Below are 21,177 nucleotides of genomic sequence, written 5' to 3' on the forward strand. Positions count from 1 at the left end.
ACGAGTTATTTACACAAAATTATTGACGCTCCCTCTTATTAAACTTTCCTTGCTATAAAACCCAAACATAGTAATAAAAGAATAACTTATTACCTTTAAAATTATACTACCAAAAAATGGTAGTATATTATTAATTTATATAATATGAAACTTAAAATATAGTAGTATGTTAATTTATACTAAATTAAATAAAGTACTACCTTTAATAGGTAGTACTTTATTATCAAGCCATTATTCCTTCTTCTACTAGTTCTTTTTGTCACATAATTTTGCAATCAATAAATGTTGCGCAATAAGTATAAGAATTCCATTTTCTAAATTTGAAAGGTGATCCATAATTTCATGTTCAAGTAGTTTATTAATTGTCCACTTGTCGCTTCATCTAAAAATTTTATAGGTTTTAGGAATGCTATTCGCTTATTTTAGGAAGATTTTAACTGTTTGCTATAGATATATATCATACTAGTATCGTAATAAAAGTACTCTAAAAGAAGAATTTTCAAATACGCAAAATTAAGTACGAAAGAGTTGAAACAAATTTGGAGAAAATGAGCATAGAATGTCTGATGAGTTAAATAGACCTAAAAATTATCTAAAAGTGGAGCAAAATTAGGAATTACAAACAAAACACTAAATTAGTTTATATAAATTTCCGTAATATTTAATATATATGAAAAGGAAAACGTAGAAAATTACGTCTACGTTTTCCTATTTAGTTCTATATTTTTATTAAATTTTATATTTGTTCTTTTCACTTTTCGGAATAAATTCACCGTGACTCTTGATACCTTCTTTTATATATTGCTAATGTATTTTCTCCATTGCTATGAAAATAGAATCAACATATTTATAATATCTATCTAATCTATTTTCATTTAACCGCAGCATCTTATTAAATAACGTGTAAATAAGAATATAAAAGTTATTGAACTAATTAATAAAGATAGAATCATCGTAGTTGGATACGTAGATGAAACCTCAACTATAGTTCTTTTTCCCGTACCTTTAATAGACACTAAACCATTGTCATTTTCTATAGTGCTCTTTTTCCCATTTACTTTCATAACTGTTCCCAGTAATTAAATACAGGTAACGTGATATTTTGCTCATTCGCATCTCCTACTGTATAGATTATTTTAGAATTATGTGCTTTATGAGATGCATTCTCCCATCAATCATAGACTTTTACTTCATGTTTCTTTAAATGATCTTTATATTTCAATGCATCTAATGGTGCATAGTCATAAAGACCTCCAGTTCTCGAGGTTGTATAAAGTGTAACATCTTTTTTGGTCATAATTAAACGACCTTTATACGATTGAATTTTCTGCGAATAATTCGCTTCTGTTGCTACAGTCACTGTAAAAATAAGAAGGACTATTCCTACAAGGCTACACATACTTTTTTTGTTGCTTGTTTTCCACTTTAAAAACACTATAATTGAGATCAATGAACCAAAAAGCACTTGAAAACCCAAGATTCTCCAAGGAAACTGAATGATTTGAATAGGTGTTTTTTGTAAAAATTCCCATGGAAAAAGATTCGTTGATAAGAACCAAGTGGTCACTGCACAAAAATTAATAATCTTTTCTTTATTGGCAAATTTTTTTTTAAAGAAAAGTGGAAGAATAAATGAAACCACACCAATTGTTCCCATTGTAAATGTAACTAAATCATTATTTACTGCACCGATTAAACTATCAGAAATGTTTAATGCCCTTTCTTGAAGTTTTGTGCGAAAAGGACGATTAATTTTTTGATGTAGGACTTGTTGTAACATCGGATACCAAACGTAAGCTGTTAAAAGAATGGTCCAACCAACAGCTTTTATCATATTTGATATCAGATTCGACATTTCTTTTCTCTCTTTCCGCTTAGAGAAAAGAGAGCCGATAAACAAGAAGCCAATAACAATCACACTCATAAAGGTGGAGAGAATATGGGTATAGATGAGCAAACTCATACTGACAGCTAAAAGAATCACGCAGTTTTTTCTTTCATAAAGAAGAGTATATGTGTAATACAAGACAACTGGTACAATCGTCAACGCAATTGATTCTGAAATTGCAGTACGCTAATATATATCAATCCATAAAAGCTATACAAACAGCTGAATAAGAAGGCTGCATCTATTCTTTTGTCCATATTGATAGCTCACTAGAATTGTACAGATATTCAGTATCCCAACGTATAGTAAGTATATAACTTAGAATCAAATTGTTTGTTGTCCAGTAAAATATTACGGCTGGAAAGATGTTAGATATGGATAAAAAAATTCACGCCTCCGCCATAGCTATTAAATGTGGTAAAATTTATTGGACCAGAAAATACTGAGGACAAGCATTTTATTCTAGAAAAGTGAAAAGCAATGTCTCCTGTGGTTGAGATCTTTTGTACATCCCTAAAAAACAAAAAAGAATAAAGACTAGCAATAACTAGCAATAGAACAAGTAATACTATTTTTTATTTATTTTCAAAAACCTTTTATATTTCCCCTTTCAAAAAATACTTATTATTAATAATATCAATGATTTTAACAAATAACTGCTTTTTTTCATTTATTATCTATTATTCTCTTTTAAAAATAGCCCCAATGATCTTATGTAAGTAAACGGACGGACAATTTATAATATAGCACTTTGCTTCTTGTTGCTTGTATGGTTATTTTTGTGTTTAAAATCTAAAAGTCTAACTAAAATTCTACCTTTAAATTTCAGATTCTTGAATGCCCAATTTATATAGAGCACTATCATGCTTCTTTTGTTCTTGGACGCAATTTCTTCTGGTCTATTCATTCAATCCTAGTGTATTTACACAATATTCCTTTGGCCTAAAACTTTGATAAATACGTATATATAAATTTACGTATTTATCAAAAATATAAATGCAATTTTTACTTTCAGATAACTCTTAAAACAACCTACTATCAGGTAGTTTTAAGAGTTCACTCACTTTGCGAATCCAAGCGGGTCTTGAAGTAATAATAGTAAAATCCCCTAAAAAAATTGTCATTCTATAGACCCTTAAATGGACTTATCTCCAAAAGTTAAACTATTTTTCGGTATTTTACTGGAGGTAGTCCATTTTTACCCTTTTGTTATTGCAACATCTACTCTCTTTTACTTATACTATCTCAAATGCGATCATCAGCTTCTTGTTCACGGATGTATTTTTCAATTGTCTTTTGATTCAATTCGACTGTACTCACATAATATTCCTCCGACCAAAATGATTTATTTCCGTATCTATATTTGTGATTTACGTGCTGCTCGTGGATTAGCACAGCACTACGATCTTTCAGATAACCATAAAACTGGATATACTTATTTTTGATGGTACTTGAACAAGCATGTGAATATGATCTGGCGTTGCATGTGCTTCTATAATTTCCACGTTTTTTATTTTGCACAACTTCCTAAGTATTTTTCCAATATCTTTTCGTAATTGCCTATAGATTACTTTTCGTCGATATTTTGGTGTAAATACAATATGATACTTAAAATTCCAACGAGTATGGGCTAAACTTTTATCGTCATTTGACATGAAAAAACTCCTTTCGATATGCTAGTTCTTCCACGTGTAGAAACGCATGGTTTTCTTGTTTCGCACGCTTTGCGCACGAAACTGACTGAAGTCATTAACAAAAAAATTGTAGACAAAGAAATTTTTCTTTGTCTACAATCTGAAAGGATAGGCACTACCATTTTTTATAAAATATTTGTATTGAACCATTTTTTAGTTATTAGCTTACTAATACAAAATAATGTATTATAGTATCAACATAACCATCCTTTGTCCATGATTTTATCTAAAAAGATTGTAAGGATCAATAAGTCTGCACTTCCACCAATACTCCAATTTTTCTTTTTAAATTGCTGATTTAGGTAATCCAAATATTTTTTACCTTGTATGGTTTTTACACCCCCTAATTCAAAATAAGGACGAATAAGTAATTGATACTCTTCAAAAACATGTCTATTATTACTTCGTTTGATCAAATTGGTATCTTCTACTTCCATTGATAGAAAAAGTAAAGTGTCTATCATCTTATCTTGTTGCGACCCTTGATATGCTTGATAATAAGGCAATCCTCGGTCAAAAACACAAGGATAACCTCTTTTGGCTTCCCCTCGTATCCCTGTCAATCCATGGTTAACAAATAGATATTCTCCCCAAGTCCATGCTTTTGGTTTTGTTTGATCAATCTTCCCAAAATCGTTAAGTAGATTTTTCGTCATTTTTTGAATTTCTTTTTGAAAGAAACTTTTTTTACAAGGAACTTTCCAAATAGTTAACCGGCCACAAATAGCAAGAAAAATCCCCAATGAAAAGATAGCACCTTTATGTGTATTTATACCATTTGTCACTGAGAACATCGCAGTTTCAGCCTCTAAACCAATCTGTCGAATCGCCATAAAGGTTTCTTCAATTGGTTGATGTTGTCGGTCCAATCCTGTTTGGATAAATTCTTCAAAATAGGGAGTCAAAACTACACTACTTTGTAGAAAAGTAAAAATGTCCATATCTTGATGAGACCCGGGGTCTACTGGATCAACCAATCCTGGTTTATTGATACATGTAACTTCATAAAGCATCGCTAATTGTGCTTCTTGTGCTATTTTTTGAATATTATCATGCATGTTTCAATGCTCCTTTTAAGGAATCGGCTACTATTTGTTCGATTTTCTTTTGCATTTCTTTCACAGTATGTGTACGATTACGTGCACATACCTTTGCTGATTTCCCACAAATAAAACAAGGACGTTCCCCATGATTAAGAGCTTGGCGACTGACAATTGTTATCTGCTCTCCTTTTTTGAACAAGACATCTAAATCAAAAAGTCTACCTAATGCGTCTTGCTCTTCTAACGTGACCAACCATTTTTTGAGATTCAAAGGTGCTTCTGTTACTATTACGTACCAGTCCAATCCACTTGGCAAATTGATTTCTTTTGTGTACGTCATTTCCACCTTTTTTTTTAAAAACATTTGCTGAATTGACTGCTGTCCCTGACGAAATACCTGCTCAATCATTGGATTATTTTTGATCGGCCCAGGAATATTCAATGTAAAGACCATCAATGAACTATTTGAATACTTGGAAAGCAGGTTGCTTTGCAAGTTAGCACGTTGTTCTTTATGGATCAAAATATCCTCGATTTCTTGAATTTCTCCAGTATCAAACATCATGATCTCTCTTCTTCAAATTCTTTCACCTGACGAACGACATCTAAAATTGAACCATCTCGGTATTCTACATAGGCAACTATCCGATCTGTGAATTGCAAAGGTTCCGGGATGCCTACTATTTTTTCTGCTTTTTGCTGTAATTCTTCTATTGTAAAAACAGGAATTTGTGGAATTCTTTCAAAAATAGCTATTAGATCTTTACGTTGGGGATTGATAGCAACCCCTACTTCTGTGACTAATACATCGATACTTTTCCCTGGTGTGATCAATGTAGTAACATCATTTACTACTGTAGGTATTCGGCCACGTACTAACGGCGCTGAGATGATAGTAAGTTTAGCCGTTGCTGCATCTTGATGTCCACCAATCGCACCTCTTAGCACACCATCTGAACCAGTCATAACATTTACATTGAAGTTTGTGTCAATTTCTAATGCAGATAAAATAGCGACATCTAATTGGTTAACAACCGCTCCTTTATTACTTGGATCAGCATAAAAGGAAGCATCGATCTCCTGTTGGTTCTCAAGCCGCGCCATTCCTTCAGCTGCTCCTTTGTCAAAGTCTTGGACATCTAACACTTTTTCAACAAGACCTTTTTCCAATAAATCAACCGTTGGTTTAGTGATGCCACCTAATGCAAAAGAAGCTTTGATCTGTTTTTCTTCCATTTCACTAGCTAAGTAACGCGTTACTGCTAAAGCTGCACCACCCGTTCCTGTTTGAAAAGAAAAGCCATCTTTGAAATAAGGTGAGTGAACAATGACATCTTTGACCATTTCAGCAATTTTTAATTCTTTTGGGTTTTTAGTAAACCGTGTAGCACCAGCACCGATTTTATTCGGATCACCAATTGCTTCTACTTCCACGACATAGTCGACTTGTGTTTGCGGAATACTAATGGGCGTATTAGGGTAAGGAACTAAATGATCAGTTAGAAGAATGACTTTATCTGCATATTGTGCATCTACTTTTGCATACCCTAATGAACCAAAAACGGATTTTCCAACAGTCGCATTAGCATTTCCATAATCATCAGATGTTGGTACTCCTAGAAATGCAACATCGATTTTCAATTCACCACTTTCAATTGCACGTGGACGATTACCATGAGAACGTAAAATCACAGGATTGTCCATTCCTCCATGAGAAATAAATTCACCTAAGCTGCCGCGCATCCCACTGCTTGTGATATGAGTTACTGTACCGTCCTTGATGCATTCAATAACCATCTCATTCATAGTGTTCGTTAAAGAACTTGGTGCTAAGGTCAATTCTTTGATGCCCATTTCACGGATCACGGCCATCACTTGGTTAAAAACAAAATCACCTTCTCTTAAATGATGATGAAATGAAATCGTCATTCCATCTTTTAAGCCCGATTTTTCTATAGCTTCTTTGATCGAGTGCATCAATTTATTTGTCTGATTAGTTACAGTCGTTACTTTTGGTGCACAACGTTGAATCGTTTGTGGCGATAATGAAACACTTTGGAATTCTTTTTTATACTTTGTTAAAACACTTGATGGAATGCTACGTCTTTGTTTATTATGCATGGATATTTCCCTCCTCATCAATCAATCGTGATGCTTTTGCTAACATCAATGTCCGTTGTGCACGTTCTACAATTGGTTTATCGATCATTTTTCCATTTAAAGAAATTACGCCAGAACCTTTTTCTTTTGCTTCTTCGATTGCCGAGATGATGTCTAGTGATCGTTTGATTTCTTTGATTGACGGCTGATAAACAGTATTGACTACTGGAATTTGCCGTGGATTGATACAAGATTTTCCATCAAAACCTAATTGATGGATTAAACGTACTTCGTTTAAAAATCCTTCCATATCATCCACATCAGAGTAAACAGTGTCAAATGCGGAAATGCCTGCTGCACGTGCAGCATGAACGATCATACTGCGAGCAAAAAACAATTCGTTTCCATCTGGATATCGTTTGGTTTTCATATTTGTCACATAGTCTTCTGCCCCAATGGCGATTCCAATCAATCGATCAGATGCTTTGGCGATCGCAGGTGCGTTCAATACACCAGAAGCACCTTCAATGGCTGCCATCATCAATGTTCGCCCTATCGGAACATTATGATAGTTTTCTGCTTCTATAATCACTTTTTCTACTTCTGTTATATCTTCAGAGGTTTCTGTTTTAGGTAAACGTAATACATGCGCGCCGGCTTTAACCATTGCAAAAATGTCTGCACGTCCAAATTCTGAGTGCAGGTCATTTATTCGAACAATTAATTCTGTGTCACCATAATCCACTGTTTTCAATGCCTCAGCCACAAGCATTCTTGCGCTGTCTTTTTCTGCCATAGACACTGCATCTTCCAGGTCGAACATAATCGAGTCAGCACCATAAATACCTGCATCTTTGATCATCGCTGGATTATTTCCTGGAACAAACATCATTGTTCTTCTCAAACGTTCTTTCATCATCTAATTAAACCTCCCACGGTGTTTCTTGGTGTTGGATACCTAAGGAACGATGGATCGCTGTTTTTAATCGTGCAACAATAACGCAATCTAATGCCCCTTTATCTACTACCTTGAGTTTTACGTTTTTAATCTGATAAACTGCTAGTGTGTCATAGATAACTTTTTTGATTTGTTTTCCAAATTGCTCAATCACTTGACTGTCTAAATCGATTTCTATTCCTTCTGTATTCGGTGAAATCATGATTTGGACATCACTTGACTCTAATGTTCCAGCAATCGCTGATTTATTTATTTCCATTACTTAACGCTCCCTTTTATTTTTTAAGTATTGATAGGTTGTTTCTGGAACCATATATTTTATTTTTTCCAATTGCCCAGCAAGATACGCTTTACGAACTTGAGAAGCAGAAATAACTTGGTGTTGTTCCGTTTTCTTCCTTGCAAGGACATGAACTTTTATTTCAGGGGGTAAAATCGTTTCCAGTATGTCGTTATATGAACGAGTCATTGGGGAAAGTGGTTCTTCTCCCACATATCTAGCAGAGATATCTAAATAAGTGGCAATTCTTTCTTTGAATAAAGTAGCATCTACGACCATTTGCTCCTTTGCTATTTCATCATCTTCTCGTAAAAAATAGGTGGGAAACGTTGCAGGGCTAATAATATACTCGCCACCTGATAGAACAATGACATTTTTCAGTTTTTGTAATCCTTGTTGAACTAATTTGAGTCGGTCCTTCGTCGAAAAAAGATTTTGTTCTTTTTCGAGTACAAATACATATACCCAATCGTTGTTATTGGCAGCTTGTTTTACTAAATAATAATGCCCTTCTGTAAATGGGTTCGCATTCATGACAATTGCTGCTTTTTTTTCACCATTCACTTTAGGAATCCTCTCTAGGTACTGTTTTATAGAACTATCTCCCATTTCTAATACAGCTATTTTTGGGGTAGATACGATTGTTTCAAAACCTAAAAAGTTAAAACTTTTTTGATAGCGCGGTTTCGTGAAAACAATATAATGAAAAATCTCTTGTTGACTCATTGCCTGAATTATTGCAGAGACTAGTACATTAAATGTATGTCCACCATCTTTATATTTTTCAGACACGGCGATATATTTAATCACGTTGTTTTGATAAGATACTGTTCCTACTAACTTTTCTTTATGGTATATACCCAATGTTTGATCTAAATGTTGAAAATCTTCGATTTGCTTCTTTTGTATTCCTGAATCAAGCAAAAGATTTTCCCATTGGTCTTTGATATAGTTATTTTTTAAAAATAATCGTTGGATATCTGTTTGATCAAACACATGGTCACGTCCTTTCTTTATGTTCTTATGATAGCAGACCCATTAAAAAGATAGCGAACGTTACGGTCATAGCACCCCCTAGTCGAACAGCAACTTGTGCAAATGGCATTAATTCCATGCGATCACCCGCAGCTAAGATAGCTAAAGCACCTGTACCGCCTTGTCCGCTACAACATGAAACTGCGATGGCAGTATCAACTGGGTACATTTTTAAAAATTTTGCGGCGATAAAAGCTGTAGCGACAATAGCTACTACCGTCACAATGATTGTTACTATCGTTGCAGGATTTTTAAATACTTCGATCAGCTCTAACCAATCTGTTTTTGCAACCCCTACGCCAAAAAGTAAGGGAGGTGTGATCCCACGAACAGTGAATCCATACAACGAATTTCCACCTTCTTCGATATTTTTAGGGATAAAACCAAGCATTTTAGCCCCCATAAGAGAGACTAATAAGATCACAGGTGAAGGAATAGAAAAGCCAAGGAGTGATTTTAATAAGTGCTCAACATAGACAGCAACAAAATAAATCGTTATTGCTACCACGCCTGCTAACAATGTTTTTTCAATATTGACTGGTTTAGCTGAACCCTTCAAGTTCTCTAAATGTTCATCATCCCCATCGATCAAATTACCCTGACCATTTAATTGTGGGTATTTCTCTCCAATTTTTTTGAGCATACCAGACAGTAGAACTGCGACTAAACTTCCCAACATCACACACGGTAGAATCTTCCCAAAGATATCATTTTGTCCCATACCAGATAATATTGCTGCATAACCAATCGATAATGGCATCGCTCCTTCCCCAACACCACCAGCCATAATCGGCGCAACGATAAAGAAATACGCATTCCAAGCAGATAGCCCAAGGAGTATTCCCACACCTGTTCCTATCAAAGAACCAATCACATCGCATAAAATTAAAATAATGATAATACGTGAAGTTGCTTTAACCAATGTTTGCCGATTCATTGAAGCAATACTGCCGACAACTAGTAGTGTGATAAAGAACATCAAGAAATTGTTATTATTCATAAAATCAGAAACCACAGTTACAGTACTTTGAGGTAGCCAATGTTTATAGACTAGAAATGCAGGCAAAAATGTAACAACTAATACTTTACCACCTAAATCTTTTAAAATAGGAATAGTTTTACCAATTTCTTCTAATAAATAAGCAAAAACAGTCATAATACCCAAAGAAACTAACATATCATTTTCTGGAACGATATTGCTTATCGTCATTGCAAGATACGCGAGTACCAAAATGATATAAAGAGATAAAGGAATAAAACCAATTTTAATTCTATTTAATGTTTTCAGCATGTATATTATCCTCGTTTTCTTTTAGTTTTTGTAAATAATCCAAAACTGCCTGTGAAACGACGTTTGCGACTCCTTCATCAAAAACATTAGGGATGAATTTTTCTACCGTAGGCTCTGCGACCTTAGCAGCTAATTGTTTGGCTACTTCAAGTTGTAATGAAAGATCGACTTTATTCGCTTTCGATAGTAATAGTCCCTTGAACAATCCGGGAAATACTAAAATATTGTTTACTTGGTTAGGATATTTCGAAGAACCTGTAGCGATTAGCTTTGCACCAGATTCTTTTGCTAAATCGGGTGTGATCTCTGGTACTGGGTTGGCTAAAGCAAAAATAATCGGATTATCATTCATTTTTCCAATCATTTCAGGCGTTAAAACATTTCCTATTGAAAGACCGATAAAAACATCTTGTCCAACGATTGCATCTTCCAAAACGCTTACATTATTATTTGTATCATGTATATGATCCAATAACTCTCTTTGATATTTATTTAATGTACTATCTTGCTTCTTTAATCCCCCTTGTTTATCCACCAATGTTAGATTTTTGATACCAGCAGCGATTAATAGTCTAGCTGTTGCAACCCCAGATGCTCCCAGGCCGTTGATCAAAACTCGAAGTTCAGTTAATGTTTTCCTTTGGATCTTAGCAGCATTGATCAATCCAGCTAAAACAACTATCGCTGTTCCTTCTTGATCGTCATGATACACAGGAATAGAAAGTTTTTCTTGTAATTTTTCTTCAATCTCAAAACACTTCGGTGCTGCAATATCTTCTAAATGGATCCCTGCAAAACTATTTTGCAAATTGACAATTGTTTGTACAATCTCGTCTACTGATTTTTGTTCGATGGCTAATGGAATCGCATTGACACCTGCTAAATTTTTATAAAGCAGCGCTTTCCCTTCGACGATTGGTAATCCAGCTTGGTTTCCTACATTTCCAAGACCTAATACCGCCGACCCGTCTGTAATAACGGCCACTAATTTACCACTAATTGTTAATTCTCTTGCCAAAGCATGATTTTTCTCAATCATTAAACTTAGTTCTGCTACACCTGGGGTGTACATTTTTGCTAAATCTTGATCATCTTGCACGGCTTCTGTTGTTTCCATCCGTAAAACACCTACATTTTTTTTATGGATTTCTAAAACTTCATCAAGCATACCTTCACTCCTTTTTACATTTTTTAATTACAAAACCACTTTAACACTTTTTTTAAAATAAAAAAACCCTTTCATTTTAAATTTTAAAAAAATGATGCTTATTTTTAAAAATTTAAAAAAAGACTAAATTCAATTTTTTTGGTATAATGAGAAAAAATATCTATTTGAAAAAGTTAGGAGCTATACTATGCATCTGGAATTCTCTGACTATGAATCACTCCTTGTAAAAATTTGTGAAGACTATTATCTCGAGGATATCAATATTAGTGAAATTTCTAAAAAATATGGGATCACCAGATATAAAGCTTTAAAATATATTGAAGATGCACGTGAAAAACAATTAGTTAGTATTTCAATTAATTCTCCGTATGCTAGGAATTATGAGCTAGAAGAAATCTTCAAAAATTACTTTAAAACGAATATCTATATATTAAAAAGTAGTGAAGACTTATCACAACACGATTTATTATTTTCAAAATTTGCTGCCGATTACATTCAAGAATTAATTAAGAAAGCCAATGTGGTTGCACTATCTTGGGGAGATACCGTTTACAAAGTGATTGATCAGTTTAAAATGGGTGCTCGTGAAGAATTAATTTTTACTCAATTCATTGGCGAAATCGGAAAATATAATTCCTTAGCTGGCTCCACACGATTAGTTCAAAAAGCTGCTGAACGTTATGAGTCTTCTTATTTGACTCTCAGTATTCCTTTATATGTCATCAATGAAACTGCACGTGAACTAATGGCTCTAGAACCTTCTTTAGCTAATACCTTAGCAACCGCTTCGCATGCAGATATGTTAATTTCTGGAATTGGCACCTTATCCTCTATTGATTCTGTCGAACCCTGGAACAAGCATCGTAAAATCCTATTTCCAAGCATGACGGATACTGTTGGATTTCTTTACGGAAGACCCTTCAATATCAATGGTGAATTCATCAAAGCATCTGAGGATAAGACTTTTGGTCTTTCTTTAAAAGAAATTTTCGATATTCCAAAACGAATTGGTATTTGTAAAAGTAAGTTCAAAGCGGAGAGTTGTTTAGGCGCCTTGAATGGTAATTTTTTTACAGATTTATTTTTGGATGAAAAAACTGCTTGGAAAATACTTTCTTTGATAAAAAAAGAGTGAGTCATGTAAAATCCTCCAAAAAATTTAGATTTTTGGTACTACTTTTTTGGAGGGCAGTACAATGATTCACTCTTTTTATTGGATATCAAAATCCCTTTTTTTGAGAAGCTTGTCTTGATATTTTTTGAACTTTTCCAAGCCATACTCCATTACTTTTCAAGATTTAATTTCTTTGTATTCACTGAATAATTTCCACGTTTTTTCGTTAATGTTACTTCTTATTAATTTTATTGTACTTCTCATGCAATAGGATCATATATCCTTCTAAATCTTTTTTATGCTATAAAAAGGGGGTTCTATCTAACTTTATTATTCATTCCCCACCCTTTGCGCAGTGAGTCTTCGGTATCTTGTTTTATCTGACTGGTAGTTCTTATTATTTCTCCACGATCATCTAATTCTGGAACAATTGGATATTTTTCTCTGAACAAGTCTAGTTCTTTCACCACGTCATTAAACAAATCTTGCTTATCTTCTTGCGTAAGATTCTGTTTAATATACTCATCTAAAGCTTTTCTAAGCAATTCATCTCTTGTCATATTAGTCTCATACTTTTCTACTAAAACTCTGGAAGTCGCATTTAACAAAGTCGACAGTTTTAAAGGATGCTTGGTGGAATAAACCTTATCAAACTTTCTGATTGGTGCGCCAACTTTTTTTGTTCTTCCTCTACTCTGTCTTTCAACATTGGAGGAAGTTTTTATTTCTTGAACTTGGTGCACTTCTAATTGCTTATTTTCAGATGGTGTAATTGCTTGCTGCTTTTTCTTTGCTTCTGCTTCTTTTTTTATTTTGGCGAGTCCTTTGTTGTTCCCAAAAATATCAAGTCCTTTGATGTCAGCCAATTACTCCACCTCCGCATACCAATTCTCGTGTTCTTCCAATTCTTTCAAAATACTGATAAATAATTCGTGGCTTTTGCGATCCCATTGTTTTAAGAGACCTTTCTTTGTCTTCTCCATCGTAATACCTGATCCGTCGTATCGTTTTAAGCGTGCATTTTTGAGTACAACATTTTTAATCAAATGTTCCCCATAAATCTCTTGGGCTTGTTTATACATTTCCTGATCTACTGCGTCACCGCTTTCCAACATGAAAGGAATAACACCAGCAACATATAAATTTGTATCAAATTCTTTCACAAAAAAGTCCATATACTCAAGATATTGCATCGCATTTCTCATCGATTTTACTTGGGTCTGTAAGACGACGATTGCCCAGTCCGCAATGTACATCGCGGATTTACTATATACAGAAATAGAAGGTGGGACATCTAAATAGATGACGTCAAACTCATCAAATAATGGTTCTAGCTTTTCTTTCATATATTTGAATTGGGATAATGAATCATTATATTGGTCTTTGATCCAATCATCATACATTTCAAAGGACATGTCTGCTGGAAGTATATAGAGGTTATTGATTACTTTATAGACAGCCTCTTTAGGTGGAAGATTGTTTATCAACACGTCAGTCACAGTATTTTCGTAAACAATCGGTTCACCTTCTCCGCCTCCTTCTTCGTTAGTGAAGTTCATATGCGTTAAGTTCATCACATCAGAAGTATTTCCTTGCATATCCAAGTCAATTATCAAGGTTCTTTTTCCTTCATTAACTGCTGATTCAAACCCTAACATTTGCGCGCACGTACTTTTACCTACGCCACCTTTAAAATTACCGATTACATATTTCTTCGCTACCACGTTCCTACCTCTTTTCTTTTAGCAATATTCATTTGATACTATTATAACATATTTATTTTTAGTTACTACCAAAAAAAAGATATATATATACTACCTTATAATTAATAAGTAAAAGGTAGTACATAAATAAGGAAAAGCTGAAATATATTGATTTATAGCTTTCCTCAAAGTAATGACGTTATTTAATTTATCGAGAAGCAGAGAATACTCGCGACTTTAGTCATGTAGATGAATCAGATCTTCGATAAAAAAGAAGCCGTCCTTCTTAAGAACGACAACAAATCACTAGATTAATTTTTTCAACTGTTCATAAAAGTTTTCATGCGTTCCACATAACAATACTGGAATAACCTTGTTTTCTATAATCTCGTAAGCTACTCTATATGTTGTGCCCGCATATTTGAACCCACTAGACCAAATACCTGATAAATCCCCAGTTTTTTGTTCACCCTTATATGGATCAATCGCAATTTCATCATAAATTAAATTCAAAAATTTTTCTTTCAATGGCTTCTCTTTTAGCTTTTTTAAATACTTAATGACATGTTTTGAAGGAACGATTTCATAAGCCAATTTCTGTTGCCAACTCCTCTTTAGTCATTACTTTAGAATTAGTAAGTGTATCTTCAGCAATATCTCTAAAGGAAGAATGCATTTTGTTTTTTCTATTCTTAAATTCTACAAGAATCTCATCTTTATCGTAGCCTTCTGCAATTATATCAGACAAAATATCTTCGCTAAAATCATAAAATTCTTTTTGTGGTTCAACAAATTCATAAAGAATACCATTCTCTACCAACTTTGCTTCAACTTCGACTCCATTAGGAACATTAAAATCTTTAGGTACTGTCAACATGATTGAATTGCCTTGTTTTCTTGTTTTTGTAATCATTTAAATCCCTCATTTCTAACAGTATGTAATTACTTAGTAAATACATTATACCACGAGATAATGTATTTACAAGTAATTACTGTGACTCGTAATGCGTCCTTGCTGAATAAATTTCAACCACGTGTTCATCTTCATCTACCTTATAAACAACCCGGTTCTGTTGCAAAGTTTTAAATAAAGAATAAAATCCCTTACGGTATCTATGATTTAAGCTGGGATTCCCAATAATACCTTGATTTCAGTACAGACCGAAAACCCGAAGAGAGTGCCTTCTTTTCGGGTTTTCTTATATAATCCTCGAATGGCTTCCATGCCTTTAATCGTGGTAGAGGCAGTGCGTAAACTTCGATAGAATTTATTGCGTTTCTTTACTGGACGATGGTCTTGTTCAATCAAATTATTCAGGTATTTAATGGTACGATGTTCTGTCCCTTGATAAAAGCCGTATTCTTTTAGTTTCTTAAAGGCACTTGTAATAGAGGGGGCTTTATCTGTGACTACAACCTTCGGTTCATCAAACTGCTTCACTAACCGCTTAAGAAAAGCATAGGCTGCTTGTGTGTCCCGTTTTTTACGTAACCAAATATCCAAGGTTAAACCATCTGCATCGATGGCTCGATACAAATAATGCCATTTTCCTTTAATTTTGATGTACGTTTCATCCATTTTCCATGAATAAAAGGATTTTTTATTTTTCTTTTTCCAAATTTGATAGAGTAGTTTGCCATATTCTTGCACCCAACGATAAATCGTTGTATGAGAAACGTTAATGCCACGATCATATAAGATTTCTTGAACTTCACGATAGCTAAGGTTATAACGAAGATAGTAGCCCACGGCTACAGTAATCACATCCTGCTGAAATTACTTTCCTTTAAAATGATTCATCGTCATTCCTCCTGCTATCTTTTTCTATTATTCTACCTTATTTGATAGTAGATTTAAAACTTTGCAACAGAACCAGAAATGAATATTGTAAAAAATGATTAGGTAGCGTTTATTAATCCATGTTCATAACTTAAGACTTTAGACAACATCCCAAAAGCAGAAGATTCTACTACGCCTGACAAAGTGATGACCTTTAGTGGCATGGGAAACATGGTCGCCATTGACGGCAAACAGTTCGACATGGACCGGATCGATTTACGCGCTAAGGTCGGGGAAAAGGAAGTTTGGGAGATTAAAAACACACGGGACATGATGGGTCAAGTTTTAGTAGAATGAAGATACCAACGAAATTGGAGGAGAAAGATTACGTGAAGATTTTAATTGTGGACGACGAAGCAAGCATTCTGGATATCGTGGAAGCCTATTTGAGTGCAAAAGGCTATCAAGTGTTTCGCGCTTTGAGCGGAAACGAGGCTTTAACAAAGGTTGATGTTGTCCAACCTGATTTGATTGTGTTGGATCTCATGCTGCCTGGTTTATCTGGCCTCGAAGTCTGTAAAAAAATAAGGGACTCCTCCACTGTACCGATTATCATGTTGACTGCGAAAACAGCCGAAAAAGATATCTTGGAAGGGTTAAGCCTGGGGGCTGATGACTACATCACAAAACCATTCAGCCCGAAAGAGCTGGTTGTTCGGGTCGAAACCGTTTTACGCCGTGTCCAACCAGAATACCGAGAAGAAAAGTGGTCTTTCGAAGAAGGTTTGCTGGTTATCTACCCGGATCGAAAACAAGTATTCAAACAAGCTGAAGAAATCATTTTGACCCCGACCGAGTATGCTTTATTAGCCCTTCTGGCCTCACATCCAAAGCGCCTATTTTCACGGGAACAGCTGCTGGACGCTGTGAAAGGACTCGATTTTGATGGAACGGATCGGGTGATCGATACCCACATCAAAAATATTCGTCAAAAAATTGAGGACGACACGCGCAACCCCTACTTCATCTTAACCGCATATGGAACGGGGTATCGATTTGGTGGTCAAAAATGAAGCGAACCATTAAATGGCAACTCTTGCTCTCGTTTGTTTCTCTGTCCTTTATCTTAGTGGGGACCTTCAGCTGGATAACACTAAACTTAATGGAAAGCCACTTCGAAGACTATGTGCGCGAAAGGCAAGAATCAGAGTTAACAGCATACCAGACTGAGTTAGAAAACTTCTATCGGAAAACGGGTACTTGGGCAGATGCCCCTCCAACAATCCAAAATATTGGACGCGATGCTCTCCAGAAAGGCATCATCCTAAAAGTATATGACCATGCTGGCAACCAAGTATGGGGCCCCTCTCCCTCAGAGGAAGAAGAGTCAAAAAATAGGATTCAAACCCACCTCCTAAATATGGAGCAGATAATGGGCGATATAGAGAGTGGCTACGTGCAGACAATCGTTCCCCTCGGTAGCGAAACAGACCCAATCGGTTCTCTCGAAGTGCAATCCGTTGGACCTTTCGCTTACACGGAACATGATGCGTTATTCCTTGCCGATATGAGGAACAACTTGATTTTTGTAGCGATTGGGTCCCTAATTATCTCCTTATTTTTCGCGTTATTGATTGCCAAAAAATTGAGTTCACCAATCGTCAGAATACAGAATTTTACGACGGAAATTGCGAAGGGTCACTACAGTCACCTGGCGATTGAGGAAACAGGGATTCAGGAAATTGACAGCCTCTTGGATTCCGTGGATGAATTGTCTGGGCAACTCCAACGCCAACAAGAGATTCGTAACCGCCTTTCCTCTGACATCGCACATGAAATCAGGACACCATTGACGACTTTGAAAGGCAATATTGAGGCCATGATTGACGGGGTCTGGGAAGTATCGGAAGAACGCCTCTACCACTGTTACGAGGAAGTTAACCGCATTGCCCGCCTGATTGGACAAATTGATCGGATCAATGAAATTGAAAGCCATGAAAGCCAGCTGCAGAAGTCATCCTTTGATTTGCTAGAACTTACGCAACAAGTTGCCGGCACCTTTCAAGCTTTGTTGATTGAGAAGGGCATTGAATGTGCCATTAACGGAGAAGTGGTTTTAATTTCTGCTGATCGAGATAAGATTCATCAAGTGGTAACTAATCTCTTGTACAATGCAATTAAATTTACCCCTTCCGGTGGCCACATTGATCTTCAGGTTTCCCAAATTAGTGGCGTAGCTTCCTTTAAGATAACCGATACCGGTCAAGGAATCCCTCCAAATGAAATCAATCAAGTTTTTGAAAGGTTCTATATGACTGAACCCTCTAGGAACAGGAAACTGGGTGGCCAAGGGATTGGTTTATCGATTGTTAAAGGAATTGTGAACGCCCACCATGGGAACATCTCTGTCGAAAGCACATACGGAAAAGGGACGACTTTTGTTGTCAGTCTTCCGCTAGAAAGCCACATAAAAGCATAAAAGAGGCACTCCCATTATGGTGGAGTGCCTCTTTTTTCCCTATTTGTTGGCAGTTTGATACATTTTGTTTGGCAAGGTTCTGCTTTTTTCACTGAGCCAGCACATCTATGTCTGACTCTTCTGGATTTTCAGTTACAATTTCAATTAATAATCGGTGAGGTAGATTGAGACTCGTCTCCCCAGGAGATTGAATCCAATCTCTTCGCACCGCAATCTGGTACGGACTGTTGTCTTCCTTATTTCGAATCCGTTCGCCGTCTATCTAGACAATATTATATTTACCGGGTGCCGGATAGTAGGTAATGAGTCTGTGTTCCTCATTTCCTGTCAGCAGGAAACGATCCACCTCTTCGCCATTAATCGAGATAACCGCGTAAACATTGTTATTATCATTATTCGTCTGTTGGACTGCAAAGATAGCCGTCGGTAAAAAAGACAAAACAATAAGGGGGAAGATAATAACGACATCAAAGGGTTTTACCATTTTTATGTACTTCGTTATTATTATTTTTCCTCCTTTTTTTATTTATCTTCTCGTCAGCAGTTTACTCCAAGTGCTTTTTACGCTTCAGGTATTCCTCTTCTGTCAGGTTTCCTTTGGCAAACTCTTTTTGTAGGACCTCCAAAGGCGTTTCTTTTTCAACCGTCCGATTCCCCTTATCGGAAACAAGTTTAATGAAAAGATACACCACAATAATCACTAGGATGATCCAAAATATTCCCATAAACATCATGTACCCCATTCCGCCCCATGTCAAGCTGTTCCAATATTCCATCATGATAAAAACGCTCCTCTCTATATTTTAGACGTGGCCCATGTGATTTAGTGCTCTTCCTTCAGCTTCCATCCTTTTAGATAGTAGGCTTTTGGCGGATAATCCCGTCTACGGTAAATCCAAATGGCGATGGCGCCAACGAACAAGAGGAGGGACAACCCTTGGGACACCCTTAAAAAATCACCCATCCATAAACTGTCGGTGCGCATACCTTCGATAAAGAAGCGCCCCACCGAATACCAAATAACATAGCTGAGGGCCACTTCGCCTCGTCGCAACAAGTTTTTCCGATTCCTCAACATGATAATGATGGCAAAGCCTAAGAGGCTCCACAAGGACTCGTACAGGAATGTCGGATGGTAGTAGGTGCCATTAATTTGCATTTGATCAATAATAAACTTTGGCAGGTAAAGGTTCTCCAAAAAGGTGCGGGTCACCGCTTCCCCATGGGCCTCCTGGTTGATAAAGTTCCCCCATCGGCCAATGGACTGCGCCAACAGAACATAGGGCGCCAGTATATCGAGCATCAATGAAAAAGGGATCCCTTTTTTCTTCGTGAACCAGTACACGGCCAGCCCCCCTGCAATCAAACCGCCATAAATGGCAATGCCGCCTTGCCAAATGGCGATGATTTCAAGCGGTTTCTTGATATAATACTCCCATTGAAAAAGAACGTAATAAATTCTTGCTCCGATAAGTCCAAGGGGGATAGCCCACATTGCCATATCTGTAATGTCCTCTTCGCCCAAGCCTCTTTTCTTTCCTTCCTTAGAGGCAAGTGTGATGGCAAGCAACATAGCAGCCCCAATGATAATCCCATACCAGTAGACGGTGAATGGGCCAAAGGAAAACGCGACGCGGTCGATTGTTCCGACAATTGATTTCATAACTTACTCCTTACTGATTTTCATTCTGTATCCCGTTCGATAGTTATAAGCCCAAATAAGGCGCTGGATCGACCTGGATTCCGTTTTCGTATACTTCAAAGTGAAGATGGACGCCCGTGGAATCTCCGGTGGTTCCCATGATGCCCAGTTTTTGCCCCTGGGTCACTTGTTGCCCTGCCATTTGTAAGGTGAGCGCATCAATTTTTTATTGAAGTGCGATGGTCCCTGTTCGCAACTGCTCCTTCCTTGCTTCTAAACCATCCAACTTTACTTGTTGGCTGGTGCTTTCTCCATCTAATTCCCGCAGTTGCTTCTCAAGCTGCTCTTTCTCTTGTGTCAGGTCTTCAATACTTCGTGCATTTACATCCATAGGAAGGATGAGCAAACTCGATAAGAGTGGGATACTTATAAATTTGACAAGCTGCTTTCTGTCCATGTGTCCTCCTAGTTTCAGGCCAGGTGACGAATGTTAACGAATGTTGCCTGTTATTTCAATCATTATACCGTTACAACTATATGAGACAGGAACCTCCTTTCTTACTTTTATTGACTATACCAATGAATTATGTAGATTTTATGGAGTTGCCCCATCTCCATAAGAATCACATAATTTTTTGTTATTCTTATCTAGAAGATGAGAAATAATCTTTGTTCTCACTCATTTGGTTTGATTTTTGCTGGTTTCAGGGTTTGCCATTCATAATCTATTTCGTTTGTAGCATTGGCATAAAAATAAAAGAGGAGTGTTGAAGATGGAAACAATTATATTTGTGGTACTGATGGTGGTTGGACACATGCTCATGATGTTTCTCATGCCTGGTATGCATGGCGGTCATAACCATAAAGGACATGACCATACCGGCGACGCGGAGGATAAAAAGCGTCTGGAAGATGAAATCCAGCAATTAAGGGAAGAGCTGAGTGACACGAAAGCCCGATTAAACCAAAGAGAATGGTAAGGGGGCTGCTGTTTTGAGGCAA

General features: G+C 36.2%; 23 protein-coding genes and 3 pseudogenes. 4 read left to right on the top strand and 22 right to left on the bottom strand.

The genetic code is table 11. From position 1 onward, the window contains the following. Positions 1 to 1,171 precede the first annotated feature (1,171 nt). From HMPREF2961_RS14335 to HMPREF2961_RS02140, 10 genes and pseudogenes are all read right to left on the bottom strand, one after another. A complete protein-coding gene (locus tag HMPREF2961_RS14335) occupies positions 1,172 to 1,963 on the bottom strand; it encodes a hypothetical protein (RefSeq protein WP_083314198.1) in 792 nt (263 codons plus the stop codon). Positions 1,964 to 3,133: 1,170 nt separating this feature from the next. Then, positions 3,134 to 3,543: pseudogene (tnpA, locus tag HMPREF2961_RS02100) on the bottom strand (IS200/IS605 family transposase). Positions 3,544 to 3,776: 233 nt separating this feature from the next. Next, the gene (citG, locus tag HMPREF2961_RS02105; RefSeq protein ID WP_002303163.1) at positions 3,777 to 4,640 is read right to left on the bottom strand and encodes a triphosphoribosyl-dephospho-CoA synthase CitG; all 864 of its coding nucleotides are present in this window, start codon (positions 4,638 to 4,640) and stop codon (positions 3,777 to 3,779) included. After that, on the bottom strand, positions 4,633 to 5,190 hold the full coding sequence (citX, locus tag HMPREF2961_RS02110) for a citrate lyase holo-[acyl-carrier protein] synthase (protein WP_002305953.1): 558 nt from the start codon (positions 5,188 to 5,190) through the stop codon (positions 4,633 to 4,635). The genes citG and citX overlap by 8 nt, the downstream gene beginning before the upstream one ends. Further along, the gene (gene citF / locus HMPREF2961_RS02115) at positions 5,187 to 6,746 is read right to left on the bottom strand and encodes a citrate lyase subunit alpha (RefSeq protein WP_002303161.1); all 1,560 of its coding nucleotides are present in this window, start codon (positions 6,744 to 6,746) and stop codon (positions 5,187 to 5,189) included. Before citF ends, citX begins: the two co-directional genes overlap by 4 nt. Further along, positions 6,739 to 7,644: a citrate (pro-3S)-lyase subunit beta gene (gene citE, locus HMPREF2961_RS02120; RefSeq protein ID WP_002303160.1), complete on the bottom strand. Its 906-nt coding sequence runs from the start codon at positions 7,642 to 7,644 to the stop codon at positions 6,739 to 6,741. Before citE ends, citF begins: the two co-directional genes overlap by 8 nt. Before the next feature lie 4 nt (positions 7,645 to 7,648). Then, positions 7,649 to 7,942 carry a citrate lyase acyl carrier protein gene (citD, locus tag HMPREF2961_RS02125; RefSeq protein ID WP_002303159.1) on the bottom strand — a complete coding sequence of 98 codons (294 nt, stop codon included), beginning with the start codon at positions 7,940 to 7,942 and terminating at the stop codon, positions 7,649 to 7,651. Positions 7,943 to 7,945: 3 nt separating this feature from the next. Then, a complete protein-coding gene (citC, locus tag HMPREF2961_RS02130) occupies positions 7,946 to 8,959 on the bottom strand; it encodes a [citrate (pro-3S)-lyase] ligase (protein ID WP_002303158.1) in 1,014 nt (337 codons plus the stop codon). A 25-nt stretch (positions 8,960 to 8,984) separates the two neighbouring features. Then, the gene (locus HMPREF2961_RS02135) at positions 8,985 to 10,289 is read right to left on the bottom strand and encodes a 2-hydroxycarboxylate transporter family protein (RefSeq protein ID WP_002303157.1); all 1,305 of its coding nucleotides are present in this window, start codon (positions 10,287 to 10,289) and stop codon (positions 8,985 to 8,987) included. Next, on the bottom strand, positions 10,270 to 11,457 hold the full coding sequence (locus HMPREF2961_RS02140; RefSeq protein ID WP_002307488.1) for an NAD(P)-dependent malic enzyme: 1,188 nt from the start codon (positions 11,455 to 11,457) through the stop codon (positions 10,270 to 10,272). The genes HMPREF2961_RS02135 and HMPREF2961_RS02140 overlap by 20 nt, the downstream gene beginning before the upstream one ends. A 187-nt stretch (positions 11,458 to 11,644) precedes the next feature. On the opposite strand from HMPREF2961_RS02140, the gene HMPREF2961_RS02145 reads away from it, so the two are divergent. Then, positions 11,645 to 12,592 carry a sugar-binding transcriptional regulator gene (locus HMPREF2961_RS02145; RefSeq protein ID WP_002303155.1) on the top strand — a complete coding sequence of 316 codons (948 nt, stop codon included), beginning with the start codon at positions 11,645 to 11,647 and terminating at the stop codon, positions 12,590 to 12,592. A gap of 296 nt (positions 12,593 to 12,888) precedes the next feature. Here HMPREF2961_RS02145 and HMPREF2961_RS02150 read toward each other — a convergent pair whose 3' ends face one another. The 7 genes and pseudogenes from HMPREF2961_RS02150 to HMPREF2961_RS15500 form a co-directional block, all read right to left on the bottom strand. Further along, positions 12,889 to 13,437, bottom strand: coding sequence for a hypothetical protein (locus HMPREF2961_RS02150; RefSeq protein WP_002292681.1), 549 nt, complete (start codon positions 13,435 to 13,437; stop codon positions 12,889 to 12,891). Further along, positions 13,438 to 14,295 (bottom strand): ParA family protein, encoded by an 858-nt coding sequence (locus HMPREF2961_RS02155; RefSeq protein ID WP_002292680.1) that lies wholly within the window; start codon positions 14,293 to 14,295, stop codon positions 13,438 to 13,440. A 285-nt stretch (positions 14,296 to 14,580) separates the two neighbouring features. Beyond that, positions 14,581 to 14,868, bottom strand: a complete 288-nt coding sequence (locus tag HMPREF2961_RS02160; RefSeq protein ID WP_002300557.1) for a type II toxin-antitoxin system RelE/ParE family toxin — start codon at positions 14,866 to 14,868, stop codon at positions 14,581 to 14,583. After that, positions 14,858 to 15,187 (bottom strand): AbrB/MazE/SpoVT family DNA-binding domain-containing protein, encoded by a 330-nt coding sequence (locus HMPREF2961_RS02165; RefSeq protein ID WP_002292678.1) that lies wholly within the window; start codon positions 15,185 to 15,187, stop codon positions 14,858 to 14,860. Before HMPREF2961_RS02165 ends, HMPREF2961_RS02160 begins: the two co-directional genes overlap by 11 nt. Positions 15,188 to 15,263: 76 nt before the next feature. After that, positions 15,264 to 15,350, bottom strand: a pseudogene (locus HMPREF2961_RS15600) (Txe/YoeB family addiction module toxin); the annotation flags it as partial. A gap of 44 nt (positions 15,351 to 15,394) precedes the next feature. Beyond that, entirely contained in the window at positions 15,395 to 16,039 is a 645-nt protein-coding gene (locus tag HMPREF2961_RS02170) for an IS6 family transposase (RefSeq protein ID WP_256277958.1), read from the bottom strand. Between the two features lie 134 nt (positions 16,040 to 16,173). Continuing rightward, positions 16,174 to 16,317, bottom strand: coding sequence for a hypothetical protein (locus tag HMPREF2961_RS15500; RefSeq protein WP_174128789.1), 144 nt, complete (start codon positions 16,315 to 16,317; stop codon positions 16,174 to 16,176). 126 nt (positions 16,318 to 16,443) lie between these two features. Here HMPREF2961_RS15500 and HMPREF2961_RS02175 point away from each other — a divergent pair, with 126 nt between their 5' ends. Together HMPREF2961_RS02175 and HMPREF2961_RS02180 are read left to right on the top strand one after the other, a co-directional pair. Beyond that, positions 16,444 to 17,127, top strand: a complete 684-nt coding sequence (locus tag HMPREF2961_RS02175) for a response regulator transcription factor (protein ID WP_002328830.1) — start codon at positions 16,444 to 16,446, stop codon at positions 17,125 to 17,127. After that, positions 17,124 to 18,533, top strand: a complete 1,410-nt coding sequence (locus tag HMPREF2961_RS02180) for a sensor histidine kinase (RefSeq protein WP_002335392.1) — start codon at positions 17,124 to 17,126, stop codon at positions 18,531 to 18,533. The genes HMPREF2961_RS02175 and HMPREF2961_RS02180 overlap by 4 nt, the downstream gene beginning before the upstream one ends. Before the next feature lie 88 nt (positions 18,534 to 18,621). Here HMPREF2961_RS02180 and HMPREF2961_RS15310 read toward each other — a convergent pair. The 5 genes and pseudogenes from HMPREF2961_RS15310 to HMPREF2961_RS15610 form a co-directional block, all read right to left on the bottom strand. Further along, positions 18,622 to 19,017 (bottom strand): annotated as a pseudogene (locus tag HMPREF2961_RS15310) (NusG domain II-containing protein). A 61-nt stretch (positions 19,018 to 19,078) separates the two neighbouring features. Further along, on the bottom strand, positions 19,079 to 19,312 hold the full coding sequence (locus HMPREF2961_RS02190) for an SHOCT domain-containing protein (RefSeq protein WP_002328833.1): 234 nt from the start codon (positions 19,310 to 19,312) through the stop codon (positions 19,079 to 19,081). Between the two features lie 44 nt (positions 19,313 to 19,356). Next, the gene (lgt, locus tag HMPREF2961_RS02195; RefSeq protein ID WP_002328834.1) at positions 19,357 to 20,196 is read right to left on the bottom strand and encodes a prolipoprotein diacylglyceryl transferase; all 840 of its coding nucleotides are present in this window, start codon (positions 20,194 to 20,196) and stop codon (positions 19,357 to 19,359) included. Positions 20,197 to 20,239: 43 nt separating this feature from the next. Beyond that, on the bottom strand, positions 20,240 to 20,377 hold the full coding sequence (locus HMPREF2961_RS15605) for a M23 family metallopeptidase (RefSeq protein ID WP_225589974.1): 138 nt from the start codon (positions 20,375 to 20,377) through the stop codon (positions 20,240 to 20,242). Positions 20,378 to 20,401: 24 nt separating this feature from the next. Further along, positions 20,402 to 20,632 carry a hypothetical protein gene (locus HMPREF2961_RS15610; protein ID WP_002328835.1) on the bottom strand — a complete coding sequence of 77 codons (231 nt, stop codon included), beginning with the start codon at positions 20,630 to 20,632 and terminating at the stop codon, positions 20,402 to 20,404. Positions 20,633 to 20,948: 316 nt separating this feature from the next. Between HMPREF2961_RS15610 and HMPREF2961_RS02205 the strand changes: the two genes are divergently transcribed. After that, positions 20,949 to 21,155 (top strand): hypothetical protein, encoded by a 207-nt coding sequence (locus tag HMPREF2961_RS02205; protein WP_002328836.1) that lies wholly within the window; start codon positions 20,949 to 20,951, stop codon positions 21,153 to 21,155. Positions 21,156 to 21,177: the final 22 nt, after the last annotated feature.

The organism is Enterococcus sp. HMSC076E04, assembly GCF_001814285.1.
GTDB lineage: Bacteria > Bacillota > Bacilli > Lactobacillales > Enterococcaceae > Enterococcus_B > Enterococcus_B lactis.